The 15,804-nt window shown below is 54.7% G+C and carries 18 protein-coding genes; 15 read left to right on the top strand and 3 right to left on the bottom strand.

Annotated elements, in window-relative coordinates; translation table 11 throughout:
• The 8 genes from IMQ56_RS16980 to IMQ56_RS17015 all read left to right on the top strand — a co-directional run.
• A partial coding sequence (locus IMQ56_RS16980; protein WP_157900903.1) for a transposase occupies positions 1-403 on the top strand: 403 nt, incomplete at its 5' end.
• Positions 400-1,077 (top strand): benzoate transporter, encoded by a 678-nt coding sequence (locus tag IMQ56_RS16985; RefSeq protein WP_230326220.1) that lies wholly within the window; start codon positions 400-402, stop codon positions 1,075-1,077. The genes IMQ56_RS16980 and IMQ56_RS16985, both read left to right, overlap by 4 nt.
• 102 nt (positions 1,078-1,179) lie before the next feature.
• A complete protein-coding gene (locus tag IMQ56_RS16990) occupies positions 1,180-1,485 on the top strand; it encodes a DUF1161 domain-containing protein (protein WP_003857424.1) in 306 nt (101 codons plus the stop codon).
• Between the two features lie 130 nt (positions 1,486-1,615).
• Positions 1,616-4,054 (top strand): selenate/tellurate reductase subunit YnfE, encoded by a 2,439-nt coding sequence (ynfE, locus tag IMQ56_RS16995; protein WP_196064101.1) that lies wholly within the window; start codon positions 1,616-1,618, stop codon positions 4,052-4,054.
• Between the two features lie 10 nt (positions 4,055-4,064).
• Complete coding sequence (locus IMQ56_RS17000; protein WP_196064102.1) at positions 4,065-4,682, top strand: DMSO/selenate family reductase complex B subunit; 618 nt, start codon at positions 4,065-4,067, stop codon at positions 4,680-4,682.
• Between the two features lies 1 nt (position 4,683).
• Positions 4,684-5,538 (top strand): dimethyl sulfoxide reductase anchor subunit family protein, encoded by an 855-nt coding sequence (locus tag IMQ56_RS17005; RefSeq protein WP_032648194.1) that lies wholly within the window; start codon positions 4,684-4,686, stop codon positions 5,536-5,538.
• A 44-nt stretch (positions 5,539-5,582) separates the two neighbouring features.
• Positions 5,583-6,197, top strand: coding sequence for a Tat proofreading chaperone DmsD (dmsD, locus tag IMQ56_RS17010; RefSeq protein ID WP_017384547.1), 615 nt, complete (start codon positions 5,583-5,585; stop codon positions 6,195-6,197).
• A gap of 109 nt (positions 6,198-6,306) precedes the next feature.
• Positions 6,307-6,618, top strand: coding sequence for a YebG family protein (locus IMQ56_RS17015; protein ID WP_017384548.1), 312 nt, complete (start codon positions 6,307-6,309; stop codon positions 6,616-6,618).
• 114 nt (positions 6,619-6,732) lie between these two features.
• Here IMQ56_RS17015 and IMQ56_RS17020 read toward each other — a convergent pair whose 3' ends face one another.
• The 3 genes from IMQ56_RS17020 to IMQ56_RS17030 all read right to left on the bottom strand — a co-directional run bounded on the left by IMQ56_RS17020 (position 6,733) and on the right by IMQ56_RS17030 (position 8,733).
• Complete coding sequence (locus IMQ56_RS17020) at positions 6,733-7,047, bottom strand: hypothetical protein (protein WP_017694081.1); 315 nt, start codon at positions 7,045-7,047, stop codon at positions 6,733-6,735.
• 38 nt (positions 7,048-7,085) lie between these two features.
• Positions 7,086-7,763, bottom strand: coding sequence for a type A chloramphenicol O-acetyltransferase (gene catA / locus IMQ56_RS17025; RefSeq protein ID WP_015570622.1), 678 nt, complete (start codon positions 7,761-7,763; stop codon positions 7,086-7,088).
• A gap of 85 nt (positions 7,764-7,848) precedes the next feature.
• Positions 7,849-8,733 carry a LysR family transcriptional regulator gene (locus IMQ56_RS17030; protein ID WP_017384550.1) on the bottom strand — a complete coding sequence of 295 codons (885 nt, stop codon included), beginning with the start codon at positions 8,731-8,733 and terminating at the stop codon, positions 7,849-7,851.
• 114 nt (positions 8,734-8,847) lie between these two features.
• On the opposite strand from IMQ56_RS17030, the gene IMQ56_RS17035 reads away from it, so the two are divergent.
• From IMQ56_RS17035 to osmV, 7 genes are all read left to right on the top strand, one after another.
• Positions 8,848-9,975 (top strand): alpha/beta hydrolase, encoded by a 1,128-nt coding sequence (locus IMQ56_RS17035; protein ID WP_196063565.1) that lies wholly within the window; start codon positions 8,848-8,850, stop codon positions 9,973-9,975.
• Between the two features lie 57 nt (positions 9,976-10,032).
• Positions 10,033-11,217, top strand: a complete 1,185-nt coding sequence (locus tag IMQ56_RS17040) for an MFS transporter (RefSeq protein ID WP_196063566.1) — start codon at positions 10,033-10,035, stop codon at positions 11,215-11,217.
• A 146-nt stretch (positions 11,218-11,363) separates the two neighbouring features.
• Positions 11,364-12,113, top strand: coding sequence for a YoaK family protein (locus IMQ56_RS17045; protein ID WP_017384553.1), 750 nt, complete (start codon positions 11,364-11,366; stop codon positions 12,111-12,113).
• A 250-nt stretch (positions 12,114-12,363) separates the two neighbouring features.
• A complete protein-coding gene (osmY, locus tag IMQ56_RS17050; protein WP_003857442.1) occupies positions 12,364-13,074 on the top strand; it encodes an osmoprotectant ABC transporter permease OsmY in 711 nt (236 codons plus the stop codon).
• Between the two features lie 18 nt (positions 13,075-13,092).
• Positions 13,093-13,992, top strand: a complete 900-nt coding sequence (gene osmX / locus IMQ56_RS17055) for an osmoprotectant ABC transporter substrate-binding protein OsmX (protein ID WP_017694085.1) — start codon at positions 13,093-13,095, stop codon at positions 13,990-13,992.
• 8 nt (positions 13,993-14,000) lie between these two features.
• On the top strand, positions 14,001-14,648 hold the full coding sequence (osmW, locus tag IMQ56_RS17060) for an osmoprotectant ABC transporter permease OsmW (RefSeq protein ID WP_006808875.1): 648 nt from the start codon (positions 14,001-14,003) through the stop codon (positions 14,646-14,648).
• Positions 14,648-15,796 (top strand): osmoprotectant ABC transporter ATP-binding protein OsmV, encoded by a 1,149-nt coding sequence (gene osmV / locus IMQ56_RS17065; protein WP_003857446.1) that lies wholly within the window; start codon positions 14,648-14,650, stop codon positions 15,794-15,796. Before osmW ends, osmV begins: the two co-directional genes overlap by 1 nt.
• The last annotated feature ends 8 nt before the right edge of the window (positions 15,797-15,804 follow it).

Below are 15,804 nucleotides of genomic sequence, written 5' to 3' on the forward strand. Positions count from 1 at the left end.
TAACTTACCTGTTGAAATTCGAACACCCAAACAACTTGTTAATATCTATTCGAAGCGAATGCAGATTGAAGAAACCTTCCGAGACTTGAAAAGTCCTGCCTACGGACTAGGCCTACGCCATAGCCGAACGAGCAGCTCAGAGCGTTTTGATATCATGCTGCTAATCGCCCTGATGCTTCAACTAACATGTTGGCTTGCGGGCGTTCATGCTCAGAAACAAGGTTGGGACAAGCACTTCCAGGCTAACACAGTCAGAAATCGAAACGTACTCTCAACAGTTCGCTTAGGCATGGAAGTTTTGCGGCATTCTGGCTACACAATAACAAGGGAAGACTCACTCGTGGCTGCAACCCTGCTTACTCAAAATCTATTCACACATGGTTACGTTTTGGGGAAATTATGAGGGGATCTCTCAGCGCGCAGCCTATTTTAAACCGTGCGGATAATAACCTGGTTGATGCCTGGGCAAATGAAGCAGCGCTTCGCAACTCCATTATGAACGGGTTAAAGGACGCGGCAGACGACGATCTGATTCTGGTGTCAGACGTTGACGAAATCTTCTCTCCCGACACGGTCAGGGCCATTAATCCGCGCGCGCTCTGCACGACTATTCATCAAAACGTGTTCAACTATCAGTTTAATCTCCAGGTTCACAACACGGATGGTACGCCGAGAAAATGTACCTTGCCCCGCGCAACGTCCTATTACAACCTTAAGCATTTCTTCCACGGTGAACCTGAATCTTTCCGAAACTGGAAGCGTGCGCGCAAAGATAAAAACTGGTCATGGTTTAAATGGAACTGGCTAAAAATCAATAATAAGGTTGTGAAAGATGGCGGCTGGCATTTCTCCTGGGTAATGACCCCAGAAAGAATTTCCGAAAAAATGTCTACCATTTCTCATACCGAATACGATCTGCCGGAATTCAATAACCCGGAACATATTATGAAGGTTATCACTAACGCCGAAGATATCTGGGGACGAGACCGAAAACTGGTCAGGCAAGAAGTATCAAAACGCACCCTGCCTTCTTATCTGGTAGACAATCAGCACCATTATTCGCAATTTATTTTATGACGCAGGCAGGGCTCCAGGACAATTCAGAAAGACAGGGCCAAAAACAAAAGCTTACCCTAACCCTGCTATGCTTACAGTCCACACAGTGAAAAGGAGCTACAGATGAAACGGTTACCCTGGATTACCGCCCTGCTGTTAATGAGTGCTTCACCCGCTCTTCTTGCGGCCCCGGACTCCTGCGAGCGCGTGAAAAGCGACATTCAGCAGAAGATTATCAACAACGGCGTACCGGAGTCTGGCTTTACCCTGAACATCGTCCCGAACGATCAGGCCGATCAGCCGGATGCGCAGGTCGTTGGGCATTGTGCCAACGATACTTTCAAAATTTTGTACACCCGCACCAGTAGCGGCAACTACCCGGTGAGCGGCGCAGGTACGCAAGAGAATGCGCCCGCTGAGCCGCAATGATTTTCCCACTCAATTCCCCTGATTTGACGAGGATTAATATTTAATACCTCTAAATAAGTAACACTCCCCCCATCATTAGCCCGGTTGTAGTCACGGGTGAAAATAATTATTAACAATGATGGGGTGAGTTATGTCCGAAGTTGAACATCACGGCGGTATAAGCCGTCGAACTCTGGTTAAATCTACTGCCATAGGATCCCTGGCGCTTGCCGCCGGTGGGATCGCATTACCTTTTGGTCTGAAAAGCGCCGCCGCCGCTGTGCAGACCGCTATTCAGCCCGCAGAAGACAAAGTCGTCTGGGGCGCCTGCTCGGTGAACTGCGGTAGCCGCTGCGCCCTGCGGATGCACGTTCGCGATGACGAAGTCTACTGGGTTGAAACGGATAATACCGGCGAGGATATTTACGGCAACCATCAGGTTCGCGCCTGTCTGCGAGGCCGTTCAATTCGCCGTCGCATTAATCACCCAGACCGTCTGAACTATCCGATGAAACGCGTGGGCAAACGCGGAGAAGGCAAGTTTGAGCGTATCACCTGGGAAGAAGCGCTGGACACCATCGCCGCGAGCCTGAAAAGCGTGGTCGAAAAATACGGCAACGAAGCGGTCTACATTAACTACTCCTCCGGAATTGTAGGCGGCAACATCACCCGCTCCTCCCCTTATGCCTCGCTGGTCGCGCGCCTGATGAACTGCTACGGCGGCTTCCTCAGCCACTACGGCACCTACAGCACCGCGCAGATCGCCTGCGAAATGCCCTACACCTACGGCAGCAACGACGGCAACAGCACATCGGATATCGAAAACACCAAACTGGTCGTGATGTTCGGCAATAATCCGGCGGAAACGCGCATGAGCGGCGGCGGGATCACTTACTACCTTGAGCAGGCGCGCGAACGGTCAAACGCGCGGATGATCGTTATCGATCCGCGCTACACCGACACTGCCGCAGGGCGTGAAGACGAGTGGATCCCGATTCGTCCGGGCACCGATGCCGCGCTGGTGGCAGGTATTGCGTGGGTGCTGATTAATGAAAATCTGGTCGATCAACCTTTCCTCGATAAATACTGCGTGGGTTATGACGAAAAAACCCTGCCGGAAGGCGCACCGGCTAATGGTCATTACAAAGCCTATATTCTCGGCCAGGGTGATGACAAAACCGCGAAAACCCCGGAGTGGGCGTCTCGCATAACGGGCATCCCTGCCGATCGCATCATTAAGCTGGCCCGTGAAATCGGTTCGGCGGAACCGGCCTACATTTGCCAGGGCTGGGGCCCACAGCGTCAGGCTAACGGGGAGCAAACGTCCCGCGCCATCGCCATGCTGCCGATCCTGACCGGCAACGTCGGCATTAACGGCGGCAACAGCGGCGCGCGCGAATCGACCTACACCATCACCATCGAACGCATGCCGCTGCCGGAAAATCCGGTGAAAACGCAAATTTCCTGCTTCAGCTGGACGGATGCCATCGTGCGTGGACCGGAGATGACCGCCCTGCGCGACGGCGTACGCGGCAAAGATAAGCTCGATGTGCCGATCAAGTTCATCTGGAACTACGCGGGTAATACCATCATCAACCAGCACTCCGATATCAACAAAACTCACGACATTTTGCAGGATGAGAGCAAGTGCGAAACGATCGTCGTCATCGACAACTTTATGACCTCGTCCGCGAAGTATGCCGATATTGTTCTGCCGGACCTGATGACCGTCGAGCAGGAAGATATCATCCCCAACGATTACGCCGGCAACATGGGATACCTGATTTTTCTCCAGCCGGTTACCGCCCCGAAGTTCGAGCGCAAGCCCATCTACTGGATCATGAGTGAAGTGGCGAAACGCCTCGGACCGGATATCCATCAGAAATTCACCGAAGGCCGTACGCAGGAGCAGTGGCTGCGCTACCTGTACGCCAAAATGGTCGCCAAAGATCCGCTGCTGCCATCCTACGATGCGCTGAAAAAAATGGGTATTTATAAGCGCAAAGATCCTAACGGACATTTTGTGGCCTATAAAAAATTCCGTGACGATCCGGATGCCAATCCGCTGAAAACCCCGTCGGGCAAAATCGAGATCTACTCCAGCAAGCTGGCGGATATCGCGGCAACCTGGGAACTGCAAAAAGACGAAACCATCACCCCGCTGCCGGTCTATACCTCAACCTTTGAAGGCTGGGACGCGCCCGAGCGCAGCAAATTCCCGCTGCAACTGTTCGGTTTCCACTTTAAAGCCCGTACCCACTCCAGCTACGGCAACGTGGATGTGCTCCAGGCCGCCTGTCGCCAGGAGGTGTGGCTTAACCCTGTGGATGCTGAGCAACGTGGAATCAAAAACGGGGATAGGGTGCGCGTCTTCAACGACCGCGGCGAAGTGCGTATTGCCGCGAAAGTCACCCCGCGCATCATGCCCGGCGTAAGCGCGATGGGCCAGGGCGCCTGGCATGACGCCAACATGAATGGCGATCGTGTCGATCACGGCTCCTGCATTAATACCCTGACCACGCACCGCCCGTCACCGCTGGCGAAGGGCAACCCGCAGCACACGAACCTGGTGCAGATCGAGAAGGCATAAGGATTAACCGATGACTACCCAGTATGGATTTTTTATTGATTCCAGCCGCTGCACCGGGTGTAAAACCTGCGAGCTGGCCTGCAAAGATTACAAAGACCTGACCCCGGACGTCAGCTTCCGGCGTATTTATGAATATGCAGGCGGCGACTGGCAGGAGGACAACGGCGTCTGGCATCAGAATGTCTTCGCCTATTACCTGTCGATTGCCTGCAACCACTGCGAAGATCCGGCCTGCACCAAGGTCTGCCCGAGCGGGGCAATGCACAAGCGCGACGACGGTTTTGTGGTGGTGGACGAGGATGTCTGCATCGGCTGTCGCTACTGCCACATGGCCTGCCCGTACGGCGCGCCGCAGTACATTGCCGCCAAAGGCCACATGACCAAGTGCGACGGCTGCCACAGCCGCGTGGCGGACGGCAAAAAGCCCATCTGCGTCGAATCCTGCCCGCTGCGCGCGCTGGACTTTGGCCCGATTGAAGAGCTGCGCAAAAAACACGGTCAGCTTGCTGCCGTCGCGCCGCTGCCGTCTGCGCACTTCACGAAGCCGAGTATTGTGATTAAACCTAACGCCAACAGCCGTCCGACGGGTGACACCACCGGCTACCTGGCAAACCCGAAGGAGGTGTGAGATGGGAAGTGGATGGCATGAATGGCCGCTGGTGATCTTCACCGTTTTCGGGCAGTGCGTGGCCGGCGCGTTAATCGTGATGGGCTTCGTCTGGCTTAAGGAAAATGATGACAAGGCCAGCATGCGCATCGTGCGCAGCCTGTTTTTTCTCTGGCTGGTAATGGGTATTGGGTTTATGGCCTCGGTACTGCATCTTGGCTCCCCGCTGCGTGCCTTCAACTCGCTTAACCGCGTGGGCGCGTCAGCGCTGAGTAATGAGATCGCGGCGGGTTCGATCTTCTTTGCCGTGGGCGGTTTCTGGTGGCTGGTGTCGGTTATCGGTAAAATGCCCCCAGCTTTGGGCAAAATCTGGCTGGTTGTCAGCCAGATCCTGGGCATCGTTTTTGTCTGGGCGATGACCCGGGTCTATCAGATTGAGACTGTCCCGACCTGGTATACGGGTTACACCACGCTGAGCTTCTTCCTGACGATGGTTCTGGCTGGTCCTCTGCTGGCCGCGCTGCTGCTGCGCGTTGCAAACGTGACATTCAAAAGTACTCTTGCCGCGTCAGTCAGCGCACTGGCACTTATCGTCTGCGTTGCGGTCGTCGTGTTGCAAAGCAATACGCTGGGGACAATACAGAGTTCCATCCAGCAGGCTAACGCCCTGCTTCCGGATTATGGTTCGCTTCAGGTATGGCGCATCGCGTTGCTGGCGGCGGGTTTAGGCTGCTGGATCTGCCCGCTGATTCGTCGTCAGGAGCCAAAAACGCTCGGCCTGTTTGCAGGTGTCGTGCTGGTGGCGCTGGGTGAACTGATTGGCCGTGGGCTATTTTATGGTCTGCATATGACCGCAGGGTTAGCAATTGCAGGTTAACACAGGTGCGCGGGGCTACCCGCGCGCAAGTAAGGAAAGTTGTAATGAATGACGTCTCACACCGCGAATCGTTCGCGTTCAGCGCCCGGGTACTGGGCGCGCTGTTTTATTTCGCTCCAGACAGCGAGCAGACCGCGCCGCTGGTGAGTGCCCTGACCGCAGGTGACTGGGTTCAGGACTGGCCGCTGGCGGAGGAAAATCTGCTGCCTGTCGCCAGTATGTTTAAGACCCCATCGGATGAAGCGTTGAAAGACGCCTGGCAGCGTCTGTTTATTGGCCCGTATGCCCTGCCCGCCCCCCCGTGGGGCTCGGTCTGGCTTGATCGCGAGTCCGTGCTGTTTGGCGATTCGACCCTCGCGTTGCGTCAGTGGATGCGTGAAAACCATATCGCCTTTGAGATGCAGCAGAATGAGCCCGAAGATCATTTCGGAACGTTGCTGATGCTGGCGGCATGGCTTGCCGAGAACGGTCGCGAAACAGAACGCGACCAGCTTCTTGCCTGGCATCTGCTGCCATGGAGCACGCGTTTCCTTAGCGTATTCGTTGAAAACGCGGCCCATCCGTTCTACACCGCGCTGGGTAAACTTGCCCAGCTGACGCTGGCGGAATGGCAGTCCACTTTGCTGATCCCGATTGTCGAAAAAACGCTGTACCGATAACAGCACCTGGCTTGTCCACCCGTTGTGCAGGCCAGGCTCGCACATTTTTGCTGCAACACAACGTCACAACTGCTATACTGTATATAATTACAGTATACGGGGGTGCACAATGGCTGTTGAAACAAAATTTGTTGTCGTAAGAAAAGGTGAAGAAAAAATGACATTTGCCAGTAAGAAAGAGGCTGACGCTCACGACAAGCTGCTCGATATGGCAGAAGCGTTTACCGACTGGCTGTTGCAAAGCGGAATGCAGATGGATGAAACGCAGGCGGAGAACCTTGGTCTTTATCTCGCCGAGCAGAAAGAGTCCGTGCAGCATATCCTGCGTACCAGCAAGCTTCCCGAGCTCAATGCTGAAACGGATAAAACAGCATCAGATGCGGACAGCAGCAAAAAAATCCGGGCCGTCAAAGCCGCCTGATTGTCAGAACGTCTCATCACCTGTCCTGCCGCCGCGGGCCGGAAACGGCTCGCGGCTTTATTAAGGTCGGCTGAACCTTATATTCATCAACCGTAACCCTGAAAATACGTCCTGTTATCTTGATTTGTCCGCCTCAACGTTTACGCTGATATTCAGCCTTTTTGCTTCCATGGTTATCATTGTTTTGGCCAGGTCCTTATCGCCCCCGTGCACTTTATCTATCAGATCCTGTACAAGGGTCATCATCAGGAAGTTTTTATTTGCAGGATAGAAATCTGTCGTAGTGATCCCGTTATCCTTCAGGCGCTGATGCGCCACCGTCTCTGTATCTGCGATTATTTCAGCTACTTTCTCATGCATGATCTCGATCTGCTCGAAAACAATGCGGTTAATCATTTCAATCTGTTCTGGCGTAAAATTCGGTTCCATTATTTCCCCTCGTCAGGCGTATGTTAAAAACACGTGAATCACACGTTGAGCGCCTCTGAATGGTGCGGTAAATTATCACACAACTCTTGTAACTCGTTGATCAGCCTGGCCACATGGAAACCGTCACAGACAGAATGATGGACCTGAACGGCGAAAGGCAACAAGACTTTTCCATCCTGGTTATAGTATTTTCCAAACGTGAACATGGGCGCAAAAAAATTCCGCATGTTAGCGACGTTGACGTTGAAACTGCTAAAGCTGACCCACGGAATATCCGATATGAAGAATATATTTTCCCGCGACTCTTCCTTAGGCCAATAAGCAAGGATATTGCCATAGCGGGCGACATCTTCTGCATAAACGCGCTGAAAATGGTGAATATTTCCATCGTAATGACTCCATAACGATGAAAATGTCTCCGTTTCTTTATGGAAAAGGGTATAGCTTGGATGAACCTCATTCCATATTACAAGCTCATCATCCTTCATGGCCATACGGAATTCCGGATGCCGGTTTACGACGTCAGAAATAAGGGAAATAATCGCAGGATAAAATTTCCAGCCAACCTCTTTGATATGCTTTAGCAGCACGGTAATGTCCAGCTGAACCGTTTGGTTAAATGTAGATTGAGCAAAGCCCTGAAATACTTCAAAGTGTTCCTTTCTTGCCCAACGTGATAAGTCAACTACCGTATATTCTGGCATTATTTTTGTCATTTCAGAGCCTTAGTTGAGCTGCGCTATATAAAATAGTAGCGTATCACAAACGTAGGGGCTGTATAGACCGTAGCGAAGAGGCACCCTAAATTTTCAGCGTATCAATCACCGCTCTCAGCGCCGGGGATACGTTGCGGTGTGGATAATAGAGGTACAGTCCGTCCATCCGCAGGCTGTAGCGCTGTAAGACGCGTATAAGCGTGCCACGCTCCAGATCGTCAGCCACCAGCTCAACCGGGACATAGGCCAGCCCGAGTCCCAGCCGGGCCGCTTCGGCCTCCATGTAGCTGTCGGAAAAGGCCCATTGCCCCTCCGGGCGGTGAGTAACATGCTTCCCGTCCTGAACAAGCTCCCATTGATAGTGGTTACCGTCGGCAAACTGGTAGGCAATGCAGGGATGAGCATCCAGATCGGCGGGCGTCTGCGGGAAACCATAGCGCCGAAAATGCGCCGGAGCGGCAACCACAGCCATCTCCATATCGGGCGTGATGCGCACGGCAATCATTCCTTGTCCCACCTCCGGCCCAAGCCGGACGCCCGCGTCGAATCGCTCGGCAATGATATCCACGAACCGGCTCTCATTCATCAATTCCAGACGGATATCCGGGTAACGCTGTTTGAAGATAGCGAGCTTTGGCAGCAGGCATTTTTCGATGGCGTGCTGGCTGGCATTAATGCGCACCGTGCCGGATGGCGTCTGGCGGTAATGCGCCAGTCTGGTCAGCCCGGTATCGAGCGCATCAAAGGCTGAACCAGCGGTCTGGTAAAGTTGCTCCCCGGCATGGGTCAGCGACAGTTTGCGCGTGGTACGCACCAGAAGCCGAACGCCCAGCCGCTCTTCCAGCTCGCGAACCGATCGACTGATCCCGGATTGTGCCAGCCCGAGCCGTTGCGCGGCTGCCGTGAAGCTTCCCTCCCGCACCACCTGGATAAACAGATACAGCTCATTGTAGTTTTCCCGCTTCGCCATCATGCCTCATCAATTCATAACAATATGATATTAATCCTAGCAGCCTTTGGCCTCTAATCAGCACTATTTCTGCTAACTATAATGACCGCATTACAACAACACACGGTACCTCTTATGCAAACATTCACCCAAAAACTGTCCGTTGCGCTGCTGCTATGCGCATCATTAAGTGGAGTGACAACAATGAGTTATGCAGAATCACGAAATCCTGCCGCCCCCGTTTCGATGGTGACAACCTGGGATAAGACCTTCGCCGAGAGCAATAAAGTCGACCACCGCAAGGTGACGTTCGAGAACCGATACGGGATCACCCTGGTCGGCGATCTGTACATTCCCAGGAACAGCGGCGACCAGAAGCTGGCGGCGATTGCCGTCAGTGGACCGTTCGGTGCGGTAAAAGAACAATCCAGTGGTCTTTACGCCCAGACTCTGGCTGAACAGGGGTTCGTGACCCTGGCCTTCGACCCATCCTACACGGGTGAAAGCGGCGGCCAGCCGCGTAACGTTGCCTCCCCTGACATCAACACCGAAGACTTTAGCGCCGCAGTGGATTTCCTCGGATTACAGAAAGAAGTCGACCGTAACCGTATCGGCATTCTCGGGATCTGCGGCTGGGGCGGTATGGCGCTGAACGCGGCATCCATGGATACCCGCGTGAAGGCGGTCGCCACCAGCGTAATGTACGATATGAGCCGCGCGATGGGTCACGGCGTGGGCGACGGGAGAGATCGTTATTCAGCGGCCGATCGCCGGGCCGTGTTGCAGTATCTGAACGCGCAACGCTGGAAAGATGCTGAAAGCGGCACCTTCGCCCATGGCGGCCACGATATTTATGTCGATGAAAACGGTAAGGTAACGGCGGCCGGGCGTATTCTGCCGGAAGCATTGCCCGCCGATCCGCATCCGGTACTGAAAGAGTTCTATGATTACTACCGTATGCCGCGCGGCTTCCATGCCCGTTCCGTAAACTCCACCGGCGCATGGACCGCGACCATGCCGTTGTCCTTTATGAATATGCCGCTGCTGAGCTATGCCGGGGAGATCACCATCCCAACGCTGATTGTGACCGGTGAAAACGCGCACTCACGTTATTTTGCGGAAGATGCGTTTAAAGCTGTCGGCAGCAAACAGAAGGAACTGGTGATTGTTCCCGGTGCGAATCACGTTGATCTCTACGATAACGTCGCAGGGAAAATCCCGTTCGCGCAGTTCGGGCAGTTTTTCAAAACCAGTCTGGATTAATTCTCTTAGCCCCCGGCAATCAGGGGGCTTATCTTCTCTTCGCCGTGAATTACACCTATGTCCACACTGAATCAAAGCTCATCCCGTGATGCTGAGCGTGCACACTGGGGCGGTATTTTTGCCATGACCCTGTGCGTTTTTGTCCTCATTGCCTCGGAATTTATGCCCGTCAGTCTGCTCACGCCCCTCGCCAGAGATTTAGGGGTGACAGAGGGGACGGCTGGCCAGGGGATCGCCCTCTCTGGTGCGCTGGCTGTCCTGACCAGCCTTTTTCTTTCCCGGCTTGCCGGGAATATGAATCGCAAACATCTTCTTTCAGGCATGACCGTCCTGATGGCGCTGTCAGGGATCATTATCGCCTTCGCCCCAAACGCTTTGATGTATATGGCAGGCCGGGCGCTGATCGGCATCGCCATCGGCGGTTTCTGGTCGATGTCTGCTGCCACCGCCATTCGGCTGGTGCCTCAGCATCAGGTCTCTCGTGCGCTGGCGATTTTTAACGGCGGCAACGCGCTGGCGACAGTGGTCGCCGCCCCGCTGGGCAGTTATCTCGGCTCGACCATTGGCTGGCGCGGCGCGTTTCTTTGCCTGGTTCCTGTGGCGATTGTGGCGTTCATCTGGCAATATTTTAGCCTGCCCAACATGGGCAGGAACCAGCGGCCGTCGCCACGTAAAAGCGTATTTCGCCTGCTCCACCAGCCTGCGGTTTCGGTGGGTCTGATGGCGTGCGGCCTGTTCTTCATGGGACAGTTTGCGTTATTTACCTATGTGCGCCCCTTCCTCGAAACCGTCACCCACGTCAGTCCTTCCGGCTTATCGCTGATCCTGCTCACTATCGGTATCGCAGGTTTCATCGGCACGCTGATCGTCGCGCTGGTCCTGAATGCCGCGTTTTACCTCACCTTAATGGCCATACCGCTGCTTATGGCGCTGATTGCAGGGGTATTAATGCTCACCGGGGACAGCCTGTGGATCGTGGCCCTGCTGTTAGGTTTCTGGGGAATGCTGGCAACTGCGGCCCCCACGGGCTGGTGGACGTGGATAGCCCGTACGTTACCGGAAGATGCCGAGGCTGGCGGCGGGCTAATGGTCGCGGTGATTCAACTCTCTATTGCGCTTGGCTCAACGGCGGGTGGCGTGGTGTTTGATACCTTTGGCTGGCAGAGCACCTTCGCTTTAAGCAGCATATTACTCCTGAGTGCAGGGGTGCTGACTTTTACGACGTCGCGCCATCGGAAATAAGGCATTATATTAACAGGGTTGTTTTATTTAATTACAAAACCTCGCTCACCTCCCGTTGAAATAATAATTAAGCAATATCCTGGTCAGCCAGCGACATCGCTTTGTTAGCTTGAGCGTTCAGGCAAAGCTCAAACCGGAGGTATTCTTTGCTGATTAAATTAAAGAAAGAACGAACGCATCAGGAGGATCGTCGTCTTGCCCTCTGGCTGGCGACCTCCGCGGGACTGCTGAATGCCATTGCGCTGGGCGCGTTCGGTTTTTTTCCCTCGCATATGACGGGCAATACCTCGCAGCTATCCAGCGAAGTTTCCTCCACCGATCTCAGCGATATTCTTTTCTTTGGCGCCATTATTCTTTCGTTTGTCTCAGGCGCCATCGCTGCGCGGATTATTGTTATCTGGGGGATTATCCATAACGTCAGGCTGGTATTCAGCCAGGTTCTGTTTGTTGAAGGGCTATTATTGGCCGGGGTATCCCTGTACGAAATGTATTTTCACTCCTTCGCCACGAATCAGGAGATTATTATTTTCCTGTGCGGGTTGATGGGAATTCATAATTCCACCTCCACTCAACTATCCGGCGGTCGGGTGAGATCCACGCACATCACCGGCACGCTGACCGATGCGGGCATTTCGCTGGCCTCCGTTATGGTCGCCATGCTGCGCCGGGATTACTCCAAAGATACGGCCGCGCAAAAGAGTCAGCTCAAAACCCATTTAACTACCCTTTTCTCCTTTATCAGCGGCGGGATCGCGGGGCTGATCCTGTTCAGAGAGTTTGGATTCCACGCGATGCTGGCGCTGGGCCTGTTGCTGGTAATCGTCGCCGCCTTCTCTATCGTCCGCATTTCGTGGCGCGTACGCAAGGTGCGCGCCGCGCTCAGTCGACAGGTATAATCAGCACGCCTTATGTGACGTTGTCACGTAAGGCGTGCTTCTTTAAGACTATTCTGCCTGCCCACTGACAGCCCTTATGCCATAAGGCTTCACTCAGGTTGTCACTAATTTCATAGGGTTACTGATTTACCCCCTTCGCTGGAACCCTTCCGTTTCGCTTGCTATAGGTGAAGTACCCCTGCCGAAACATGGCATAACAACAGGCAACCGGTGGTTGCTATAACGCATGCGCACAGGGAGACACACCGCAATGCACCCATTACTTAAACGTTCGCTGCTTTTTGTCGGCGCGATTATCGTGGTTCTCGCTCTCCTCACCTGGGGAATAGGACTGGAAACGATTAAGGCGCGCCAGGTTGACCTGATTTACCTCGGGCAACAGCACCTGATTCTGGTCTTTTCATCAATGTTCTTTGCCCTGCTGGTGGGCATTCCAAGCGGTATTCTGCTGAGCCGTCCGGCCGCGCGTGGTATCGCCGAATATGTGATGCAAATCTTTAACGTGGGCAACACCCTGCCGCCGCTGGCCGTTCTGGCACTGGCGATGGTGGTGATTGGCATCGGTGATAAACCGGCCATTATCGCCCTCTTTCTGGCCTCTCTGCTGCCGATTGTGCGTAACACCTATGCCGGGCTGTGCTCTGTTCCCGCGTCGTTGCTGGAAGCGGCAAACGGTATCGGCATGACCAAATGGCAGCGCCTGCGTCAGGTTGAGATCCCTAACGCGTGGCCGGTGATGCTTTCCGGTATTCGCATTGCCACTGCGATTAACGTCGGTACCGCACCGCTGGCATTCCTGATTGGCGCCAGCAGCTACGGCGAGCTGATTTTCCCTGGGATCTATCTGAATGATTTTCCGACGCTGATCCTGGGCGCGGCGGCCACCGCCCTGTTCGCCCTGATTCTGGATACGCTGCTGGCGGCACTGGGCCGATTACTGAGCCCGCATCTCGCGCGATAATTATAACAAGGAGCTTCTATGAGACTGTTTTCCGGCCTGACGGCGCTATGCGCCGCCGCGCTCTTCACCAGCCAGGCGCTCGCCGCGCCGCTGATCCTGGCCACCAAGAGCTTTACCGAGCAGCACATTCTCTCGGCCATGACCGTGCAGTATCTGCAAAAGAAAGGGTTTCAGGTACAGCCTCAGACCAATATTGCAACGGTGATTTCCCGTAACGCGATGATCAACAAGCAGATTGATATGACCTGGGAGTATACCGGCACCTCGCTGATCATCTTCAACCACATCAACAAACGCATGTCGCCGCAGGAATCGTACGAGACGGTGAAACGCCTCGATGCGAAGCACGGTCTGGTGTGGCTTAAACCTGCCGATATGAACAATACCTATGCCTTTGCCATGCAGCGCAAGCGCGCCGAGGCTGAACATATCAATACCATGTCTGAGATGGTGGCAAAGATTGAGCAGATCCGTAAAACCGATCCGGATAACAACTGGCTGCTGGGCCTTGACCTGGAATTTGCCGGGCGCAGCGACGGGATGAAACCGTTGCAGGCAGCCTACAACATGGAGCTGGACCGCCCGCAGATCCGCCAGATGGATCCGGGTCTGGTCTATAACGCGGTGCGCGACGGGTTTGTCGATGCGGGGTTGATCTACACCACCGACGGGCGCGTAAAGGGCTTCGATCTTAAAGTGCTGGAAGATGATAAAGGCTTCTTCCCGAGTTACGCCGTGACGCCAGTTGTTCGAAAAGACACGCTGGAGGCTAATCCGGGGCTGGAGGAGGCGCTGAACACCCTATCAGCCCAGCTCAATAACGACGTTATCACCGAACTGAATAAGAAGGTGGATATCGATCATCAGTCACCGCAGCAGGTCGCCCGTGATTTCCTGCGTAGCAAACAGTTGCTGTAGGAGGCGCTATGGAGACGATTCACTATATTCTCGACAACTGGGACTATCTCTTAACCCTGACGCTGCAACACCTGTGGCTGGTGGCGCTCGCCGTGGGCCTGGCGATTATTATTGGCGTGCCGCTGGGCATTTTAATTGTCCGCCATAAATGGCTGGCAACGCCGGTGCTGGGGATTGCCACCATTGTGCTCACCATCCCGTCAATTGCGCTTTTCGGCCTGATGATCCCGCTCTTTTCGCTGATCGGTCAGGGCATTGGCGCCCTGCCCGCGATTACGGCAGTGTTCCTCTATTCGCTGCTGCCGATTGTGCGTAACACCCACACGGCGCTCGACAGCCTGCCGCCGGGCCTGCGTGAAGCGGGACGCGGCATCGGCATGACCTTCTGGCAGCGTCTGCGCTGGGTGGAAATTCCGATGGCGTTGCCGGTGATTTTTGGCGGCATCCGCACCGCCGTGGTGATGAACATCGGCGTCATGGCGATTGCCGCCGTGATCGGCGCGGGCGGGCTGGGCCTGCTGCTGCTTAACGGTATTGGCGGGAGTGATATTCGTATGTTGATTGCGGGCGCGCTGATGATTTGTCTTTTAGCGATTGTGCTCGACTGGTTGCTGCACCGTTTGCAGGTGGTACTGACTCCGAAGGGGATTCGATAATGATAAAACTGGAAAACCTCACCAAACAATTTTCACAGAAACACGGCCAGACGTTTAAGGCCGTCGACAACGTCAACCTGAACGTGCCTGAAGGGGAAATGTGCGTGCTGCTCGGCCCGTCCGGCTGCGGGAAAACCACTACCCTGAAGATGATCAACCGTCTCATTACGCCAAGCAGCGGGACGATCCTGATTAACGGCGAAGACACCAGCGGAATGGACACCGTGACCCTGCGTCGCAACATTGGCTACGTGATCCAGCAAATTGGCCTGTTCCCCAACATGACCATCGAAGAGAACATTACCGTCGTGCCGCGCATGCTGGGCTGGGATAAAGCGCGCTGTAAATCCCGTGCCGAAGAGCTGATGGATATGGTGGCAATGGATCCGCATAAATTCCTTCACCGCTATCCGCGCGAAATGTCCGGCGGTCAGCAGCAGCGTATCGGCGTCATCCGCGCGCTGGCAGCGGATCCTCCGGTCCTGCTGATGGATGAACCGTTCGGCGCGGTCGACCCGATTAACCGTGAGGTGATCCAGAACCAGTTCCTGGAGATGCAGCGCAAGCTGAAAAAGACCGTGATGCTGGTGAGCCACGATATTGACGAAGCGCTGAAGCTGGGCGACCGTATTGCCGTCTTCCGTCAGGGACGTATCGTGCAGTGCGCCAGCCCGGACGAGCTGCTGGCGAAACCCGCGAATGAGTTTGTTGGCTCGTTTGTTGGTCAGGACCGGACGTTGAAACGCCTGCTGCTGGTATCGGCGGGCGACGTCACCGACCAGCAGCCTACCATTACGGTACGCGAATCGACGCCGCTGCCGGAGGCCTTCGCCACCATGGATGACAACGATATTCGCGCCATTACCGTGGTTGATGAGCACGGCAAACCGCTCGGCTTTGTGAAGCGCCGCGAAGCGCGTAACGCCAGCGGCAGCTGCGGGGATATTCTGCATCCGTTCCGCATGACCGGTAAGGCCGAGGATAACCTGCGCGTGGTGCTTTCTCGCCTGTATGAGAGCAACACCAGCTGGATGCCGATTGTGGACGAGGACGGACGCTATAACGGCGAAATATCCCAGGATTATATTGCGGAGTATTTGAGCTCAGGGCGTACGCGCCGGGCGTTGAATATTCATAGCGAGAGTTAAGCATTCAG

The sequence above is a fragment of the Enterobacter sp. Res13-Sevr-PEC09-46 genome (assembly GCF_015672585.1).
Lineage (GTDB): Bacteria > Pseudomonadota > Gammaproteobacteria > Enterobacterales > Enterobacteriaceae > Enterobacter > Enterobacter hormaechei_C.